At 66.6% G+C, this 18,042-nt stretch carries 16 protein-coding genes; 8 read left to right on the top strand and 8 right to left on the bottom strand.

What is annotated here, in order from left to right:
• Positions 1–42 precede the first annotated feature (42 nt).
• Entirely contained in the window at positions 43–1,320 is a 1,278-nt protein-coding gene (locus KHC23_RS03260) for an extracellular solute-binding protein (RefSeq protein WP_213369482.1), read from the top strand.
• A 126-nt stretch (positions 1,321–1,446) separates the two neighbouring features.
• On the top strand, positions 1,447–2,328 hold the full coding sequence (locus KHC23_RS03265; protein ID WP_213369484.1) for a carbohydrate ABC transporter permease: 882 nt from the start codon (positions 1,447–1,449) through the stop codon (positions 2,326–2,328).
• Positions 2,329–2,343: 15 nt separating this feature from the next.
• Here KHC23_RS03265 and glpK read toward each other — a convergent pair whose 3' ends face one another.
• The 8 genes from glpK to glpD form a co-directional block, all read right to left on the bottom strand.
• Entirely contained in the window at positions 2,344–3,846 is a 1,503-nt protein-coding gene (gene glpK, locus KHC23_RS03270; protein ID WP_213369490.1) for a glycerol kinase GlpK, read from the bottom strand.
• Positions 3,847–4,031: 185 nt separating this feature from the next.
• Positions 4,032–5,789 carry an ABC transporter substrate-binding protein gene (locus tag KHC23_RS03275; RefSeq protein ID WP_213369492.1) on the bottom strand — a complete coding sequence of 586 codons (1,758 nt, stop codon included), beginning with the start codon at positions 5,787–5,789 and terminating at the stop codon, positions 4,032–4,034.
• 57 nt (positions 5,790–5,846) lie between these two features.
• The gene (locus tag KHC23_RS03280) at positions 5,847–6,164 is read right to left on the bottom strand and encodes a DUF2160 domain-containing protein (RefSeq protein ID WP_213369494.1); all 318 of its coding nucleotides are present in this window, start codon (positions 6,162–6,164) and stop codon (positions 5,847–5,849) included.
• An 11-nt stretch (positions 6,165–6,175) separates the two neighbouring features.
• Complete coding sequence (locus KHC23_RS03285; RefSeq protein WP_213369496.1) at positions 6,176–6,997, bottom strand: carbohydrate ABC transporter permease; 822 nt, start codon at positions 6,995–6,997, stop codon at positions 6,176–6,178.
• Positions 6,994–7,896 carry a carbohydrate ABC transporter permease gene (locus KHC23_RS03290; protein WP_213369498.1) on the bottom strand — a complete coding sequence of 301 codons (903 nt, stop codon included), beginning with the start codon at positions 7,894–7,896 and terminating at the stop codon, positions 6,994–6,996. Before KHC23_RS03290 ends, KHC23_RS03285 begins: the two co-directional genes overlap by 4 nt.
• Complete coding sequence (locus KHC23_RS03295; protein ID WP_213369500.1) at positions 7,896–9,014, bottom strand: ABC transporter ATP-binding protein; 1,119 nt, start codon at positions 9,012–9,014, stop codon at positions 7,896–7,898. The genes KHC23_RS03290 and KHC23_RS03295 overlap by 1 nt, the downstream gene beginning before the upstream one ends.
• A gap of 11 nt (positions 9,015–9,025) precedes the next feature.
• On the bottom strand, positions 9,026–10,138 hold the full coding sequence (locus tag KHC23_RS03300; protein WP_213369502.1) for an ABC transporter ATP-binding protein: 1,113 nt from the start codon (positions 10,136–10,138) through the stop codon (positions 9,026–9,028).
• Positions 10,135–11,685: a glycerol-3-phosphate dehydrogenase gene (gene glpD / locus KHC23_RS03305; protein WP_246544109.1), complete on the bottom strand. Its 1,551-nt coding sequence runs from the start codon at positions 11,683–11,685 to the stop codon at positions 10,135–10,137. Before glpD ends, KHC23_RS03300 begins: the two co-directional genes overlap by 4 nt.
• A 457-nt stretch (positions 11,686–12,142) precedes the next feature.
• Here glpD and KHC23_RS03310 point away from each other — a divergent pair, with 457 nt between their 5' ends.
• The 6 genes from KHC23_RS03310 to KHC23_RS03335 all read left to right on the top strand — a co-directional run bounded on the left by KHC23_RS03310 (position 12,143) and on the right by KHC23_RS03335 (position 17,998).
• A complete protein-coding gene (locus tag KHC23_RS03310; protein ID WP_213369504.1) occupies positions 12,143–13,465 on the top strand; it encodes an ABC transporter substrate-binding protein in 1,323 nt (440 codons plus the stop codon).
• Positions 13,466–13,693: 228 nt separating this feature from the next.
• Positions 13,694–14,662: a carbohydrate ABC transporter permease gene (locus tag KHC23_RS03315; RefSeq protein WP_213369505.1), complete on the top strand. Its 969-nt coding sequence runs from the start codon at positions 13,694–13,696 to the stop codon at positions 14,660–14,662.
• Positions 14,659–15,642 carry a carbohydrate ABC transporter permease gene (locus KHC23_RS03320; protein ID WP_213369507.1) on the top strand — a complete coding sequence of 328 codons (984 nt, stop codon included), beginning with the start codon at positions 14,659–14,661 and terminating at the stop codon, positions 15,640–15,642. Before KHC23_RS03315 ends, KHC23_RS03320 begins: the two co-directional genes overlap by 4 nt.
• Positions 15,639–15,872: a hypothetical protein gene (locus KHC23_RS03325; protein WP_213369509.1), complete on the top strand. Its 234-nt coding sequence runs from the start codon at positions 15,639–15,641 to the stop codon at positions 15,870–15,872. The genes KHC23_RS03320 and KHC23_RS03325 overlap by 4 nt, the downstream gene beginning before the upstream one ends.
• A 4-nt stretch (positions 15,873–15,876) precedes the next feature.
• Entirely contained in the window at positions 15,877–16,989 is a 1,113-nt protein-coding gene (locus KHC23_RS03330; RefSeq protein WP_213369511.1) for an ABC transporter ATP-binding protein, read from the top strand.
• The gene (locus KHC23_RS03335; protein ID WP_213369513.1) at positions 16,982–17,998 is read left to right on the top strand and encodes an ABC transporter ATP-binding protein; all 1,017 of its coding nucleotides are present in this window, start codon (positions 16,982–16,984) and stop codon (positions 17,996–17,998) included. The genes KHC23_RS03330 and KHC23_RS03335 overlap by 8 nt, the downstream gene beginning before the upstream one ends.
• Positions 17,999–18,042 lie beyond the last annotated feature (44 nt).

An 18,042-nucleotide genomic window follows, 5' to 3' on the forward strand; every position in this document is an offset into this window, starting at 1 on the left:
ACAAGGCGGGCAAAGCCCGTTCCAGAGGAACAGGAGAACGAGATGCAGTTTAAGTGTAGCCTCAAGGCGGCGCTGCTCGGCGCCACCCTGCTTGCGGCGGCCGGCCCGGCTCACGCCCAGAATGTCACCCTGCGCGCCCTGATGGAGGACGTGCCGGAGACGCAGATCATCGAGAAGCTGCTGCCGGAATTCGAGAAGGAAACCGGCATCAAGGTCGAGTTCGAGAAGATCGGCTATGGCGACATGCACGACAAGCTGGTAGCCCAGCTGGTCTCGCCGGAGAGCTACTACAATCTGCTCGAAGTCGACTTCCTGTGGGCGGGCGAGTTCCCCGCCGCCGGCTGGCTGGAAGACCTGAATCCCTATATCGCCAAGTCCGGCTTCGACCTGAAGCCGTTCATTCCGTCCATGCTGGAACTGCTGGGCCAGACCAAGGACGCGACGCCGATCCTGCCCATGTACAATTACTCGATGGGCCTGATCTACCGCACCGACCTCTTGAACGACCCCAAGATCAAGGCCGACTACAAGGCCAAGACCGGCAAGGAACTGGCGCTGCCGGCGACGCTGGCCGACTATGTCGCGCTCTCCGCCTTCTTCAAGGCCAACACGCCCGTGGTCGGCGCCGCCATGCAGGGACAGCGCGGCGACCCGAACGCGATGGAGTTCTCCAACTACCTGTTCTCCGCCGGCGGCGCCTATCTCGACGCCGACGCCAAGGTGGTGCTGGACAGCCCCGAGGGACTGACCGCGCTGAAGCTCTATGCCGACAACGTGCAGAACGGCGCGCAGCAGGGCGCCCTCTCGGCGACGCTGGACGACACCATGCGGCTGATGTGCGCCGGCGAGGCGTTCAGCATGGTCACCTATTGGTGGATGCTGCCGCAGCTCGACAATGCCGAGAAGTGCCCGAAGGTGGCCGGCAAGCTGGCGCTGTCCGTCATGCCCGGTGGCCATGGCGAAAGCGGCGGCTGGGGCTGGGGCATCCCGAAGAACACCTCGGATGAATCGAAGGCCGCAGCCTGGAAGTTCATCGAATGGGTGCAGGGCAAGAAGACCTCCATCGCCCGCGCCATGGAAGGCCACGCCCCGGTGCGCTCGGACGTGTTCGAGGACGCGGCGGTGCTGAAGAAGTACCCCTTCTACAAGACCGGTCTCGATGTGGTCGCCTCCGGCAAGTCGTTCCCGATCTTCGCCTATTCCGCGCAGTATGAGGACGTGCTGGGCGCCCAGCTCTCGCTCGCCGCCGGCGGGCAGGCCAAGCCCGAGGAAGCGCTGAAGTCCGCCGCCGACGGCCTGACCCAGCTGCTCAACAAATAACCCCATCGGCCGGGACTCTGCGTGAGCCCCGCAAGGTTCCGGCCATACGGCGCGCCAGCCTTCCCCCTCGTCGGCTGGCGCGCCGGCCTCTTATCTCCACTGCTCTGGACGGAACGGACGACGCGCATGCGCTTTGCGGCACTGGCGGATCGGGACTGGCGCACCGGCTGGGCCTTCGCCGCCCCCGGCCTCGTCACCCTCGCCATCGTGATGGGCCTGCCGCTGGTCTATGCGGCGCTGATCTCGGTCTCGTCGCTCACCCTCTTGAAGCCGATGCTGCAGCCCTTCACCGGGGCGAAGAACTTCGTCGTCGTGATGGGCGACCCGCTGTTCTGGGACGCGCTGTGGCTGACCATCAAATATTCCGTCGTCACGGTGACCGGTGAATTCGTGCTCGGCCTCGGCGTCGCGCTGATGCTCAACCGCGCGGTGACACTGAAGCCGGTCTATTTCGCCATCCTCACCATTCCCATGGCGATGTCGCCGGTGAGCGTGGCGCTGATCTGGCGCATGCTGCTGCAGCCCAATCTCGGCATCGCCAACCAGTTGCTGGAGAGCCTCGGCCTGCCGCGGGTCGACTGGCTCGGCAATGCCGATATCGCTTTGTGGACCATGGCGGCGATCGACATCTGGCAGCAGACCTCCTTCGTCATCCTGATCCTCGCCGCCGGCCTCGCCTCGCTGCCGCGCGACCCCTATGAGGCGGCCGAGGTGGATGGCGCCTCGCCGCTGCAGCAGTTTTGGTACATCACCCTGCCGATGCTGAGGCCGGTGGCGGCGATCGCGGTGATCATCCAGCTCATCAACGAGTTCCGCACCTACGACCTGCCCTACATCCTCACCAAGGGCGGGCCGGGCAATTCCACCGAGGTGCTCAGCTTCTTCGCCTATCGCCGGGCCTTTCTCGGCCTGCACCTCAATGAAGGCGCCGCCGCTGCCTTCGTGCTGCTGCTGATCGTGCTCGGCCTCACCGTGCTGTTCTTCGCCACGCTGGAGCGCCGGCGCTGACGGCGCCGGGCGGGCTCAGGGCAGGGTGAGGCGGCGCACCGCGTCGCGCCAGCCGGCGAGCTTGGTCGCGCGCGTCTCTCCCGGCATCACCGGGTCGAAGCGGTGGTCGAGCCGCCAGGAATCGGCGAAGCGGCCCGGCGCCGGCATGATGCCGGCCTGGTGACCGGCGAGATAGGCGGCGCCCAGCGCCGTGGTCTCGCGGATCACCGGGCGGTCGACCGGGGCGGCGATGAGGTCGGCGAGCCGCTGCATGGCGAAGTTCGACGCCGCCATGCCGCCATCGACGCGGAGCACCGGCGTGCCGTGGCGGGCGGCGCCCGAGCGCGCCCAGTCGGCATTCATCGCCGCGATCAGGTCGGCGGTCTGGTAGCAGACGCTCTCCAGCGCCGCGAGGGCGAACTCCGCCGGGCCGGAATTGCGGGTGAGGCCGAACATCGCCCCGCGCACATCGGGGTTCCAGTGCGGCGCGCCGAGGCCGACGAAGGCGGGCACCAGATAGACCTGCTGGGCCGGATCGGCAGCTTCCGCCAGCGCCTCGCTCTCGGCCGAGTTGTTGATGATGCCGAGCCCGTCGCGCAGCCACTGCACCGCCGCGCCGGCGACGAAGATCGAGCCTTCCAGCGCGTAAGTCCTCTTGCCGCCGAACTGGTAGGCGATGGTGGTGAGAAGCCGGTTCTGCGACACCACGGCGGTCGGCCCGGTATTGAGCAGGGCGAAGCAGCCGGTGCCATAGGTCGACTTGATCATGCCGGGCTGGAAGCAGGCCTGGCCGACGGTGGCGGCCTGCTGGTCGCCGGCGATGCCGCCAATGGCGATGGCGCCACCGAACAGTTCCGGCTGCGTGGTGCCGAACGCCGCCGCGCAGTCCTTCACCTCCGGCAGCATGGAGCGCGGCACCCGCAGCAGGGCGAGCAGGTCCTCGTCCCAGGCGCCGGTGTGGATGTTGAACAGCAGGGTGCGGGCGGCATTGGTGGCATCGGTGGCGTGCACCGCGCCGTCGGTCAGCTTCCACAGCAGCCAGCTATCCACCGTGCCGAAGGCGAGCTCGCCGCGCTCGGCGCGGGCACGGGCACCCGGCACATGGTCGAGAATCCAGCCGATCTTGGTGCCGGAGAAATAGGGGTCGAGGATCAGCCCGGTGCGCTCGCTCACCAGCGGCTCATGGCCTTCCGCCTTCAGCCTCGCGCACAGGTCGGCGGTGCGCCGGTCCTGCCAGACGATGGCGCGGTGAATGGCGGCACCGCTCTTGCGGTCCCACACCACGGTGGTCTCGCGCTGGTTGGTGATGCCGATGGCGGCGATGTCGGCGCTCTTGAGCCCGGCCTGCGCCATCACCGTGCGGCAGGTGGCGAGCGTCGACTGCCAGAGGTCCTCGGCCTCGTGCTCGACCCAGCCGGAGGCGGGAAAGTGCTGCGGGAACTCCTGCTGCGCCTGTGCCGCGATCGAGGTATCGGGCCGGAACAGGATGGCGCGCGAGGAAGTGGTGCCCTGGTCGATGGCGAGAAGATGCGTGGCCACGTTGCGCTCCGCGGAAAGGCCTCATCCCGCGAGGATTTGTGCCTGTCCGGGATGGATGTCCATGTCGGGCGGGGATGCCGCCGGGCGGCGGCATGACGGGAAAAGGATCGTCCCGGACGGCGGGCGCCCGGGACGAGGTGCCGGGACCGCGAGGCGGCCCCGGCGTGGCGATCATCTCATCGTTTTCAGTTTTGGTTTGGCGGAGTAGCGGGCCAGGAGTTGATGAGGGTGTCGTAATCGATCGTCTCGCCCTGGGGCTTTTCGTTGGCGAGCTTGGGCTGCGGCGCCAGGTTGCCGGACTCCTTGGCGAGGTTGACCCAGTATTCCATCGGGTGCTTCTCGTTGAGCTTGGGGCCGCATTCGCCCTGGACGCCGGCCTTTTCGAGCCGGGCCATGACCGATTCCTGGGCTTCGGCGAGGGCGGTCATCGCGTCCTGCGGGCTCTTGGCGCCGGACGAGGCGTCGCCGATGGCCTGCCACCAGAGCTGGGCCAGCTTGGGGTAGTCGGGCACGTTGGCGCCGGTGGGCGACCACTGCACGCGGGCAGGCGAGCGGTAGAACTCGATCAGGCCGCCGAGCTGGGGCGCGCGCTCGGTGAAGCTCTTGTCCCAGATGTCGCTCTCGCGGATGAAGGTGAGGCCGACATGGCTCTTCTTCAGCGAGACGGTCTTGGAGGTGACGAACTGGGCGTAGAGCCAGGCGGCCTTGCGACGCTCAACCGGGGTGGATTTGAGCAGAGTCCAGGAGCCGACATCCTGGTAGCCGAGCTTCATGCCGTCCTTCCAGTAGGCGCCCTTGGGGCTCGGGGCCATGCGCCATTTCGGGGTGCCGTCGGCGTTCATCACCGGCAGGCCGGGCTTCACCATGTCGGCGGTGAAGGCGGTGTACCAGAACATCTGCTGGGCGATATTGCCCTGGGCGGGCACCGGGCCGGCCTCGGAGAAGGTCATGCCGGCGGCCTGGGGCGGCGTGTACTTCTTCAGCCACTCGATATACTTGACGATGGAGTAGACGGCGGCGGGGCCGTTGGTGTCGCCGCCGCGCTCGACGGTGGAGCCGGTGGGGCGGCAGCCTTCCATGCGGATGCCCCATTCGTCGACCGGCTTGCCGTTGGGCAGGCCGCGGTCGCCATTGCCGGCCATGGAGAGCCAGGCATCGGTGAAGCGCCAGCCGAGCGAGGGGTCCTTCTTGCCGTAGTCCATGTTGCCATAGACCTTGACGCCGTCGATCTCCTTCACGTCATTGGTGAAGAAGTCGGCGATGTCCTCATAAGCGGACCAGTTGAGCGGCACGCCGAGCTCGTAGCCGTACTTGGCCTTGAACTTAGCCTTGATGTCCGGATTGGTGAACCAGTCGTAGCGGAACCAGTAGAGGTTGGCGAACTGCTGGTCGGGCAGCTGATAGACCTTGCCGTCCGGGGCGGTGGTGAAGGAGATGCCGATGAAGTCCGGCAGGTCGAGGGTGGGAGAGGTGACGTCCTTGCCCTCGCCGGCCATCCAGTCGGTCAGCGGCACCGCCTGCTTGTAGCGGAAATGGGTGCCGATGAGGTCGGAATCGTTCACCCAGGCATCGTAGATGTTCTTGCCCGACTGCATCTGGGTCTGGATCTTCTCGACCACGTCGCCTTCCTGGATGAGGTCGTGGGTGAGCTTGATCCCGGTGATCTCGGAGAAGGCCTTGGCGAGGACCTTGGCCTCGTATTCATGGGTGGTGATGGTCTCGGAGACGACGTTGATCTCCATGCCCTTGAACGGTTCGGCGGCCTTGATGAACCATTCCATCTCCTTCATCTGCTCTTCCTTGGAGAGCGTGGAGGGCTGGAATTCACTGTCGATCCACTTCTTGGCGGCGGCCTCGTCGGCCCGTCCCGGGGCGGCGAAGGCGATCAGCGCCATGGCGCTGGCGGCCAGCAGAAGCCGGCCTCGGCTCTTTGACGGCAACATGGGTCTTTCCTCCCGTTTCTTCCCAGAATTCCACGGCTTGGTGCCGTTTAGGCGAATTCACACGAGGCGGAACACCGCCAGCGCGTAGACAAGGCAGAGCGCGAGCGCCCAGCCCAGATTGGGTCCCACCAAAGCGAGCCAGGCGAGATTGATGAAGGCGCTGCCCAGCAGGGTGATGAACAGCCGGTCCCCGCGCGTGGTGGGGATGCGCAGCACGCCGACGCGGGCGCGCTCGGGCTTCCACAGGGCGAGCACGGTGAAGGTGGCGAGCAGGCTGGCGATGACGGCGAAGAACGCCGCGGTCGGCCAGGTCCAGGCCATCCAGGCGGTGTTCTCGGCGAGCCTTTCGAAGAAAGGCGAGGGAGCGTTTTCCATGGCGTCCTCGCTCACACCCGCCCGAGGGCGAAGCCCTTGGCGATGTAGTTGCGCACGAACCAGATGACCAGCGCGCCGGGGATGATGGTGAGCACGCCGGCGGCGGCGAGCAGGCCCCAGTCCATGCCGGCGGCGGAGACGGTGCGGGTCATCGTCACCGCGATCGGCTTGGCGTTGGAGGCGGTCAGCGTGCGCGCCAGCAGCAGCTCCACCCAGGAGAACATGAAGCAGAAGAAGGCGGCGACGCCGATGCCGGAGGCGATCAGCGGCATGAAGATCTTGATGAAGAAGCGCGGGAAGGAATAGCCGTCGATCGCCGCCGTCTCGTCGATCTCGCGCGGCACGCCGGACATGAAGCCTTCGAGAATCCACACGGCGAGCGGGACGTTGAACAGGCAGTGCGCCAGCGCCACCGCCCAGGGGGTGTCGAACAGGCCGATCGCGGAATAGAGGTTGAAGAAGGGCAGGGCGAACACGGCGGGGGGCGCCATGCGGTTGGACAGCAGCCAGAAGAACAGGTGCTTCTCGCCGACGAAACTGTAGCGCGAGAAGGCGTAGGCCGCCGGCAGCGCCAGCGTGATCGAGATGACGGTGTTCAGCGCCACATAGGTGAGCGAGTTGATGTAGCCCGAGTACCAGCTCGCATCGGTGAATATCTTGATGTAGTGCTCGAAGGTGATGTCGTTGGGCCACAGCGTAACCGTGGTGTTGATCTCGAAATTGGTCTTCAGGCTCATATTGACGAGCCAGTAGATCGGCAGGATCAGGAAGGCGAGGTACAGCACCATGACCAGGGTGCCGCCGCGCGAGGAGGGTTGCATGTGCGCACTCATGCCGGGTTCTCCTCCTGCCGGCGCTCGGTGCCGGTATTGGTCATCACGGTGTAGAACACCCAGCACAGGGCGAGCACGATGAGGTTGTAGACCAGGCTCATCGCCGCCGCCTTGCCGAGATCGAACTGGCCCAGCGCGATCTTCACCAGGTCGATGGACAGGAAGGTGGTGGCATTGCCGGGGCCGCCGCCGGTGAGCACGAAGGGCTCGGTGTAGATCATGAAGCTGTCCATGAAGCGCAGCAGCACGGCGATCAGCAATACCCGCTTCATCTTCGGCAGCTGGATGGTGGTGAAGACCGCCCAGCGCGAGGCGCCGTCGATGCGCGCCGCCTGGTAATAGGCGTCAGGGATCGACTTCAGCCCGGCATAGCACAGCAGCGCGACGAGGCTGGTCCAGTGCCAGACATCCATCACCACGATGGTGATCCACGCCGCCAGCGGGTCGCCCGTGTAATTGTAGTCGATGCCGAGCGCGTTGATCGCCCAGCCGGCGAGGCCGATATCGGCGCGGGCAAAGACCTGCCAGATGGTGCCCACCACGTTCCACGGGATCAGCAGCGGCAGCGCCATCACCACCAGCGTGGCGGCGACCTTCCAGCCCTCGCGCGGCATGGACAGCGCGACCAGGATGCCGAGCGGCACCTCGATGGCGAGGATGATGGCCGAGAACAGCAGATTGCGCCACAGCGCGTCGAGGAAGCGCCCGCCCAGCTCGGTGGAGGGATCGAGCAGCTCCTGGAACCAGCCGAGGCCGTTCCAGAAGAATTGGTTGTTGCCGAAGGTGTCCTGCACCGAATAGTTCACCACCGTCATGATCGGCACGATGGCCGAGAAGGCGACGATGAGGAACACCGGGGCGACCAGCAGCCAGGCGCGGTTGTTGACGGGCTTGTCCATCACGCGGCTCCCTCGCGGCCGGCGGCCTCGCCCGGCGCCGGCACGCCCGGCACAAGCACGCCGTCGGCATAGATATGGACCTGGCGGGGATCGAGGGTGAGCCCGGCCCGGTCGCCGTCGAGCGACAGTTCCTCCGGCACCATGGCGGCGGCGGGGTTGCCAGCTATCTCGATGCGGGCGATGCGGGCGCGCCCGATATCCTCGATCCGCGTCACCGTCACCGGCAGCCCGGTGCCGGGCGCGGCCAGGGTGGCGAATTCCGGGCGCACGCCGAGCTCTATCCGCTCGCCCTTCGGCAAGGCGGGGTAGGCTCGGTCGAGGGCGATGGCGACATCGCCGACATGGGCGGTGCGGCCCTCGACCTGTGCCGGCAGAACGTTCATGCCGGGCGAGCCGATGAAATGGCCGACGAAGGTATGGGCGGGGCGCTCGAACAGTTCCTCCGGCGTGCCGGTCTGCACCACTGCGCCGTCATGCATCACCACCACCGTGTCGGCGAAAGTCAGCGCCTCGGTCTGGTCATGCGTCACATAGATCATGGTGAGGTCGAGCGCGCGGTGCAGTTCCTTCAGCGAGGAGCGTAGCTGCCATTTGAGATGCGGGTCGATGACGGTGAGCGGCTCGTCGAACAGGATGGCGGCGACGTCCTCGCGCACCAGCCCGCGCCCGAGCGAGATCTTCTGCTTGGCGTCGGCGGTGAGGTTGGAGGCCTTGCGGTCCAGTACCGGCGTCAGGTCAAGCCGGCTGGCGATCTCCTCGACGCGGCGGGCGATGGCCTCGCGCGGCATCCGGCGGTTCTTCAGCGGGAAGGCGAGGTTCTCGCGCACGCTCATCGTGTCGTAGACCACCGGGAACTGGAACACCTGGGCGATGTTGCGCGCCTCGGTCGGCAGCCTTGTCACGTCACGGCCGTCGAACAGGATTCTCCCGCGCGTCGGCACCACCAGGCCGGAGATGATGTTGAGCAGCGTGGTCTTGCCGCAGCCGGAAGGGCCGAGCAGCGCATAGGCACCGCCCTGCCGCCAGACGTGGTCGATCTCCTTCAGCGCATAGTCCTGCGGGCCGCGCGGGTCGGGCCGGTAGGTATGGGCGAGACCGTCGAGGGTGATGCTGGCCATGGTGCTCTCCCTCAGGCCGCCGCGGCGTCGCGGGCGGGGGCGATGGCGCGTCCGTCAGCGTCGAACAGCAGGATGTGGCGGGGGTCGATCAGCACTTCCACCGGCGCGCCCGGCTCCAGCCGGCGCACGCCGCCGACCAGCGCGGTGAGGCGCGTCTCGCCCATGTCCATGTGCAGGAAGCTCTCCGAGCCGGTGACCTCGGTCACGGCGATGGTGGCGCCGAGGCGGATGAGACCGTCACCCCCGGGGGCGCGCTCGGCGGCGGCGATGTCCTCCACCTCCAGATGATGGGCGCGCACGCCGATCGTGCAGGCGCCGTCCGGCACCCGCGCCAGCGCGCCACGGGCGGGCAGCACGGTGCCGTTCTCCAGCAGCACCGTATGGGCCTGCCGGGTGACCCGCAGCGTGTTGAGCGGCGGATCGGAGAACACCCGCGCGGTGGCGAGATTGGCCGGCCGGCGATAGATGTCGGCGGTCGGGCCGAACTGGGTCACGCCGCCCTCCAGCAGCGCGGCGGTCTGCCCGCCCAGCAGCAGCGCCTCGGTCGGCTCGGTGGTGGCGTAGACGAACACCGCGCCGGTGGAGGCGAAGATGCGCGGCAGTTCCTCGCGCAGTTCCTCGCGCAGCTTGTAGTCGAGATTGGCGAGGGGCTCGTCGAGCAGCACCAGATCGGCCCGCTTCACCAGCGCCCGGGCGATGGCGGTGCGCTGCTGCTGGCCGCCCGACAGCGCCAGCGGGGTACGCCCGAGATAGGGCTCCAGCTTCAGTAGCCCCGCCGCCGCGGCCACCCGCTCCTCGATCTCGGCCCGGGAAAGCCCGGCCACGCGCAAGGGCGAGGCGATGTTCTCATACACGGTCAGCGAGGGGTAGTTGATGAACTGCTGGTACACCATCGCCACCGAGCGCTTCTTCACCGGCAGCCCGGTGACGTCCCGCCCCTCCACCCGCACCCGGCCGGAGCTCGGCACGTCCAGCCCCGCCATCAGACGCATCAGAGACGTCTTCCCCGCAAGCGTCGCCCCCAGAAGAACGTTCAGACTCCCACGCTCAAGACGAAGCGAGACATCGCGGATGTGGGGGACGCCGCGCACGCTGCGCGAGACGTGGTCGAGTTCCAGTGTCATTGCGCAATCCCCCGCAGCGAGGCCGGCGCCGCGCGCTGCGACACGCTTTCGGCCATGAAGGCGTCGAGCGCGGCGGTCTCGTCGGACGAGAAGCGCAGGCCGAGCTTGGAGCGCCGCCACAGCACGTCCTCGGCGGTGCGGGCCCATTCCTCGCGCATCAGGTAGCGCACTTCCGCCTCGGTCAGGTCGGCGCCGAAGACACGGCCGAGATCATGCGTGGAGCGGGCGCCGTCGAGAATGCGCATGGCGCGCGTACCATAGGCGACGACAAGGCGGCGGGCGAGATGCTCGTCGAGCCAGGGATGGGCGCGCAGCAACTGGGCGACCACGCGTGGCTGGTCGGTGACGGCGAAGTCACCGCCCGGCAGCGGCGCGGTGCCGGTCCACGAGGCCTTGGAGGCGGCGGGCAGATAAGGGGCGAGTTTCTGCATCGCGTGCTCGGCGAGGCGGCGATAGGTGGTGATCTTGCCGCCGAACACGGAGAGCACCGGCACGCGCCCATCCTGATCGTCGAGTTCGAGCACGTAGTCGCGGGTGGCTTCCTGCGCCTTGGAGGCGCCGTCATCATAGAGCGGGCGCACGCCGGAATAGGTCCACACCACGTCGCCAGGCGTCACCGGCTGGCGGAAATACTCGCTGGCGGCGGCGCAGAGATAGGCGATCTCCTCCTCGCTCGCGACCGGCCGGGTGGGGGTGCGGCCGAAATCGCGGTCGGTGGTGCCGATCAGGGTGAAGTCGTGCTCATAGGGGATGGCGAAGATGATGCGTCCGTCCGCGTTCTGGAAGATGTAGGCGCGGTCGTGCTCATAGAGCCGGGGCACGACGATGTGGCTGCCTTGCACAAGGCGGACATTGGCCGGCGAATTGGCCCGCAGCACATGCGCGAGCACCTCATGCACCCAGGGGCCGGCGGCGTTGACCAGCACGCGGGCATTGACGACGCGGCGGGCGCCATCCTGCTCGAATTCGACACGCCAGGCCCCGTTCTCGCGGCTTGCCGAGACGACGCGCGTGCCGCGTCGGATGTCGGCGCCCCGCTCGGCGGCGTCGAGCGCGTTCAGCACCACGAGGCGGCTGTCCTCGACCCAGCAGTCGGAATATTCGAAGGCACGGCGGTAGCCCTCACGCAGCGGCCGCCCGGCGGGGTCGCGGGCAAGATCCAGCGTGCGGGTCGCCGGCAGACGCTTGCGCCCGCCAAGGTGATCATAGAGGAACAGGCCGAGGCGCAGCAGCCAGGCGGGGCGCAGCCCGGCATGGTGCGGCAGCACGAAGCGCAGCGGGCGGATGATGTGCGGGGCGATGGCCCACAGCACCTCGCGCTCGGCCAGCGCCTCACGCACGAGGCGGAACTCATACTGTTCGAGATAGCGCAGGCCGCCATGGATCAGCTTGGTCGAGGCGGAGGAGGTGGCGCCGGCGAAGTCGCCCTGTTCGAGCAGAACGACCGACACGCCCCTGCCGGCCGCGTCGCGGGCGATGCCACAGCCATTCACGCCCCCGCCGATGATCGCAAGGTCGTAAATCTCGTCCAGCGCGCGAGCGTTCAAGGCGTGTCTCCCGGCGCGCTGCTTTATGTCAGCAGCGCTTTCGTTTTTATCTTCACATGGACGCTATACGAAACCATTTTGGCCCGCAATAGCCATAAAAGCGAAAGAATCGAACCTTCATTTAGGTGCAATGCAGCAATTGTGGCTTTTCCCTGGCATGCCAATCATGCCCATGTCCGCCTCTTCCCGAACGGCCCGCCAGCCCGAATACCGTGCCGTCCGCGCCTAGGTCGCGCGGTTGCGGCTTCCGGCCGGCGCCCTGCCGCGCCGGCCGGGCGGTTCGCCGGCGTCGCGCGGACGGTTCCCCCGCACCGCTGCGCTGCAGCAACGAATTGCTCTTGTCATGTTGAGCAAATGAGACATAACTAAACATAAAGCTAAATTGATCCGACGCTGATCGTGTCGGCTTAAGCCAAATGGAGGGGGCACAAAGCCCCTCGTTCTCTGGGAGGAGAGCATGCTGAAGCAGTGGATACCCCTTCTCGGGGCGACGGCCGTCTGTGCGTTCATGTCCGCGCCGCAGGCGGCGAAGGCCGAACAGCTCACGCTGTGCTGGGCGGCCTGGGACCCGGCCAATGCGCTGGTCGAACTGTCCAAGGACTTCACCACCAAGACCGGCATCGACATGAAGTTCGAGTTCGTCCCGTGGACGAGCTATGCCGACCGCTTCCTCAACGAACTCAACTCGCGCGGCAAGCTGTGCGACCTCATCATCGGCGACAGCCAGTGGGTTGGCGGTGCCGCCGAGAACGGCCACTACGTGAAGCTGAACGACTTTTTCGCCAAGGAAGGCATCTCGATGGATGACTTCGTTCCCGCGACGGTCGTCGGCTATTCTGAATGGCCGAAGAACACGCCGAACTACTGGGCGCTGCCGGCCATGGGCGACGTGGTGGGCTGGACCTACCGCAAGGACTGGTTCGAGCGCCCGGAAATCCAGAAGGAATTCAAGGCCAAGTATGGCTGGGACCTCGCCGCGCCCAAGACCTACGACCAGCTCAAGCAGATCGCCGAGTTCTTCCAGAAGCGCGAGATCGACGGCAAGACCGTCTATGGCGCCTCGATCTACACCGAGCGCGGCTCGGAAGGCATCACCATGGGCGTGACCAACGTCCTGTACGATTGGGGCTTCATGTATGAGAACCCCAAGAAGCCCTACGACATGCAGGGCTATGTGAACTCGCCGGACGCGGTGAAGGGCCTCGAATTCTACAAGGCCCTTTATGATTGCTGCACCCCGCCGGGCGCCTCCAACGTCTACATGGTGGAATCGGCCGACGCCTTCAAATCCGGCCAGGTGGCGATGCAGATGAACTTCGCCTTCACCTGGCCCGGTCTCTACAAGGACGAGAAGGTCGGCGGCGATCGCATCGGCTTCTTCCCCAACCCGGCGGAGAAGTACCACTTCGCCCAGCTCGGCGGGCAGGGCATCTCGGTCGTGTCCTATTCCGACAAGCGCGACGCGGCGCTGCAATACATCAAGTGGTTCGCCCAGCCGGACGTGCAGGCCAAATGGTGGCAGCTCGGCGGCTATTCCTGCCTGAAGGCGGTGGTCGACGCCCCCGACTTCAAGACCAGCCAGCCCTATGCGCCGGCCTTCCTCGAATCGATGGCTATCGTGAAGGATTTCTGGGCCGAGCCCTCCTATGCCGAGCTGCTGCAGGCGATGCAGAAGCGGGTGCATGACTATGTCATCGCCGGCAAGGGCACGGCGAAGGAAGCGCTCGACGGCCTTGAGAAGGACTGGACCGAGATCTTCGAGGAAGACGGCAAGATCTGACGCCCCGAAGGGGAAGCGGGCGAAGGCCTGCGTGCTTCGAGACGCGGGGTGCTACCGCCCCGCTCCTCAGCATGACGAGCGAGCCTATGACGCCGTCGTCAACCTGAGGTGAGAGCGAAGCGAACCTCGAAGGACGCAGGAGTTCCCCACGCGCCTCGCCGCCAGATAGCGACCCGGCCGAGCTGTCGGATCGGGTCGCCCCTCTCGCTGACCACATCGGATGCGACCGTGACCATTTCCAACCACTCCCTTGCCGACAAGGCCGCCGAGGCGGCCGCGCGAGCGACGCCGGAGCGCCTTGTGGGGAGGGTGCGGGCGCTGTCGGACCGGGCGATCGCCTGGCTGTTCATCGCCCCCACCATCGTCCTGCTGCTGGCGATCAATATCTTTCCGCTGTTCTGGGCGATCTACCTGTCCTTCACCAATTACCGCGCCAACCGGCCCAATGCCGAGGTCAAGCATGTCGGGCTCGGCAATTATTCGCGCGTGCTGAACGACCCCGACATCTGGGCGTCGATGCAGACCACGGCGCATTTCGTGTTTTGGACCATCGTCCTGCAGACGGTGATCGGCTTCACGCTGGCCTATCTGATCGACCGCAAGTTCCGCGGCCATGCCTTCTGGACCACGCTCATCCTCATCCCGATGATGTTGTCCCCGGCCGTGGTCGGCAATTTCTGGCGCTTCCTCTACGAGCCGCAGATCGGTCTGTTCGCCTACGCGATCTCGTTCCTCACCGGCATCCCGACCTCCGAGATCCAGATGCTCGGCAGCGTGAATCTCGCGCCATGGGCCATCATCATCGTCGATACCTGGATGTGGACACCCTATGTGATGCTGATCTGCCTCGCCGGCCTGCGCTCGATCCCCGATTACATCTACGAGGCCGCCGAAGTCGACCGCGCCTCGAACTGGCGGCAGTTCTGGTCGATCACCGTGCCGATGGCGCTGCCCTTCATCATGCTGGCGGTGCTGTTCCGCGGCATCGAGAACTTCAAGATGTTCGACATGGTGAACCTGCTCACCGGCGGCGGGCCCGGCTCGACCACCGAGGTCGCCTCGATCACGCTCAAGCGCGACGCCTTCGAGGCGTGGGCGACCGGGCGTTCTTCAGCCTTCGCCATCGTGCTGTTCGTCGCGGTATTCGGCCTCGCCAACATCTATGTCAAGGCGCTCAACAGGGTGAAGCAGCGATGAGCCCCGCCAAGAGCACGTCAGCGACCGCTCGGTCCGTCACCACCGCCCATTCGGTGGTCGAGCCCAGCAGCCGCTCCAAGCGCATCGCCGCGACGCTGGTGATCGTCTACGCGGTGGTGACCATGATCCCGCTGGTGTGGATATTCCTCACCTCGATCAAATCGCCGCCGGATTCGATCTCCTACCCGCCGAAGATTCTCTTCACCCCCTCGATCGAGGGCTACTGCAACCTGTTCACCACCCGCACCCGGCAGACGCCGGAATACATCGCCTCGCTGCCGGAGCCGGAAGGGGTGTGCGACGCCGTCACGCGTGAGCGCAACATGGTGATCGCCGGGCCGTCCAACTTCCTGCCGCGCTTCGCCAATTCGCTGATCATCGCCTTCGGCTCGACTTTCCTCGCGGTCGGGCTCGGCACGCTGGCGGCCTATGGCTTCTCGCGCTTCAAGGTGCCGCTGGCGGACGACCTGCTGTTCTTCATCCTGTCCACGCGGATGATGCCACCGATCGCCGTCGCCATCCCGATCTACCTTATGTACCGGCAGCTCGGCCTGTCCGACACCGCGCTCGGCATGATGCTGCTCTACACCGCGGTAAACGTCTCGCTGGCGGTGTGGCTGCTCAAGGGCTTCATCGACGAGATCCCGCGCGAATACGAGGAGGCGGCGATGATCGACGGTTATTCGCGGCTGCAGGCGTTCCGCAAGGTGGTGCTGCCGCAGGCGACCACCGGCATCGCGGCCACCGCGATCTTCTGCCTGATCTTCGCCTGGAACGAATATGCCTTCGCCTCGCTGCTCACCTCCGGCAGTGCCCAGACCGCGCCGCCCTTCATTCCCACCATCATCGGCGAGGGCGGGCAGGACTGGCCGGCGGTAGCGGCGGGCACCACCATCTTCCTGGTGCCGATCCTCGTCTTCACCATCCTGCTGCGCAAGCAGCTGTTGCGTGGCATCACTTTCGGGGCGGTGCGCAAATGACCGATCCTACGCTCACCCCGCAGGGCAACGCCGCTCAGGACCTCGCGCCATCGCGCAGGCGCCCGTTGCTCCTGCGCCGCGCGCCGATGGAGGCGATCGCCGTCACGGTGATCGCGCTCGGCTTCCTCATGCTGTTCCAGCCCTTCGCGCTGGTGCTCTACACCTATTCCCTCGTCACCCTTCTGGTCGGCACGTTCATGTTCATGATCGTGTCGAAATTCCCGGAGTAGGCGCATGGCCGAGATCAGGGTCGCGCATCTGCGCAAGGCGTTCGGCGCGTTCGTGGCCGTGCAGGATTCCAGCTTCACCGTCGCGGACGGTGAGTTTCTTGCTTTGCTGGGGCCGTCGGGCTGCGGCAAGACCACGACGCTGCGCATGATCGCCGGGCTGGAACTGCCGACCGGCGGCACCATCCGGCTCGGCGGCGAGGACGTGACGTACAAGCGAGCCAGCGAGCGCGACATCGCCTTCGTGTTCCAGCTCTTCGCGCTCTACCCGCACATGAACGTGCGCCGGAACATCGGCTTCCCGCTGCTGGCTCAGGGCGTGCCGAGGGCGGAGATCCGCAAGCGCGTGGAGGAGACGGCGCGCCTTCTCCAGATCGACCACATTCTCGACCGGCCGGTCTCCGGCCTGGCCGGCGGCGATCGCCAGCGCGTGGCGCTGGGCCGGGCCATCGTGCGCCGGCCGATGTGCTTCCTGATGGACGAACCGCTCGGCACGCTCGACGCCGAGTTCCGCGAGGTGATGGTGCGCGAGCTGCGCGAACTGCACAACCGCATCCGCGCCACCACGGTTTATGTCACCCATGACCAGATCGAGGCCATGGCGATGGCCGACAAGATCGCGGTGATGAACCACGGCATCATCGAGCAGTTCGGCACCCCGCAGGAAATCTACGACCGCCCGGCCTCCATGTATGTCGCCGACTTCATCGGCTCGCCGCCAATGAATTTCATCCGCTTCACCGCCGGCCTGCCCAAGGGTGCCCGCGCGGCCCGCATCGGCGCGGCGGAGGTCGAGATGCCGGAGATCCGCGCCGATGTCGCGCCCGGCGAACTGGCGCTGGGAGTGCGGCCCGAGCATGTCCGCTTCGCCGAGGCTTCGCCGCTGCGCGGGGCGATCTATGGCAGCGAATATCTCGGCACCAATCAGATCGTCACGGTGGAGACGGAGGGCGGGCTGGTGCGCGCGCGCCTGCCGGCCGACCACAGCTACGCCATCGGTGAGCCGGTCGGTCTCACCTTCAAGAGCGAGCGGCTGTCGTTGTTCGAGGCCCGTTCCGGCCGCGCCATTCCCTCCGCACTGCATGAGGGTGCGCTTGATCGGGAGGTCCGTCATGGCTGATGTGGTGCTCAAGGGCGTGAGCAAGAGCTTCGGCAAGGGCGGGAGCAAGCGCGCCGTGGACGGCATCGACCTCACCATCGCCGATGGCGAGTTCGTGGTTCTCCTCGGTCCCACCGGCGCGGGAAAGACCACCACGCTCCGCCTCATCGCCGGCATCGAGACACCGGATGCCGGCACGATCAGCATTGGCGGGCGGCCGATGGCGGGCCTTGCCCCGGCGAGCCGCGATATCGCCTTCGTTTTCCAGCAATATTCACTCTACCCGCATCTCACCGTCTACGAGAACCTCGCCTTTCCGCTGCGCTCCCCGGCGCGGCGGATGAATGGCGCGACCATCGATGCGCGGGTGCGCGAGGTGGCGAGGATGGTGCGCATCGACCACAAGCTGGAGAACCGCTCCACCCGTCTCTCCGGCGGCGAGATGCAGCGCGTCGCCATCGGCCGCGCGCTGGTGCGCCGGCCGTCGATCTACCTGATGGACGAGCCGCTCTCCTCGCTCGACGCCAAGCTGCGCGGCGAACTGCGCCTCGAGCTGAAGCGCATCCAGAAGGACCTCGGCGCGACGCTGCTCTATGTCACCCACGACCAGATCGAGGCCATGACCATGGCGGACCGCATCGGCATCCTCGCCGAGGGGCGGCTGGTGCAGATCGGCACGCCGCGGGAGATATACGCCGATCCGGCCAATCTCCACGTCGCCGCCCGGCTCGGCCAGCCGCATATCAATCTGCTGCCGGTCGGCCTCCTGCCGGATGTACCCACGCCGCCGGGAACGAAGACGATCGGCGCGCGCACCGAGCACATCGCCCTTGCGCGGGAGGCGGCGGGCAATGCGCGGGTCGACTGGATCGAGCATCTGGGCGACCAGAATCACCTGCACATCAGGCTCGGCGAGCAGAAGCTGGTGACGCTCGCCGACCCCGACATGGCGGTGTCGCCCGGCGACCGGATCAGCCTGTCCTTGAAGAGCCCGCTCTATTTCGGCCAGGACGGCCAGCGGCTTGTATAGCAGGTGATGTGCGTTAGGGCGGACGGCGCCCGCGTCGGATGTCG

Source organism: Ancylobacter dichloromethanicus, from assembly GCF_018390645.1.
GTDB classification, from domain to species: Bacteria; Pseudomonadota; Alphaproteobacteria; order Rhizobiales; family Xanthobacteraceae; genus Ancylobacter; species Ancylobacter dichloromethanicus.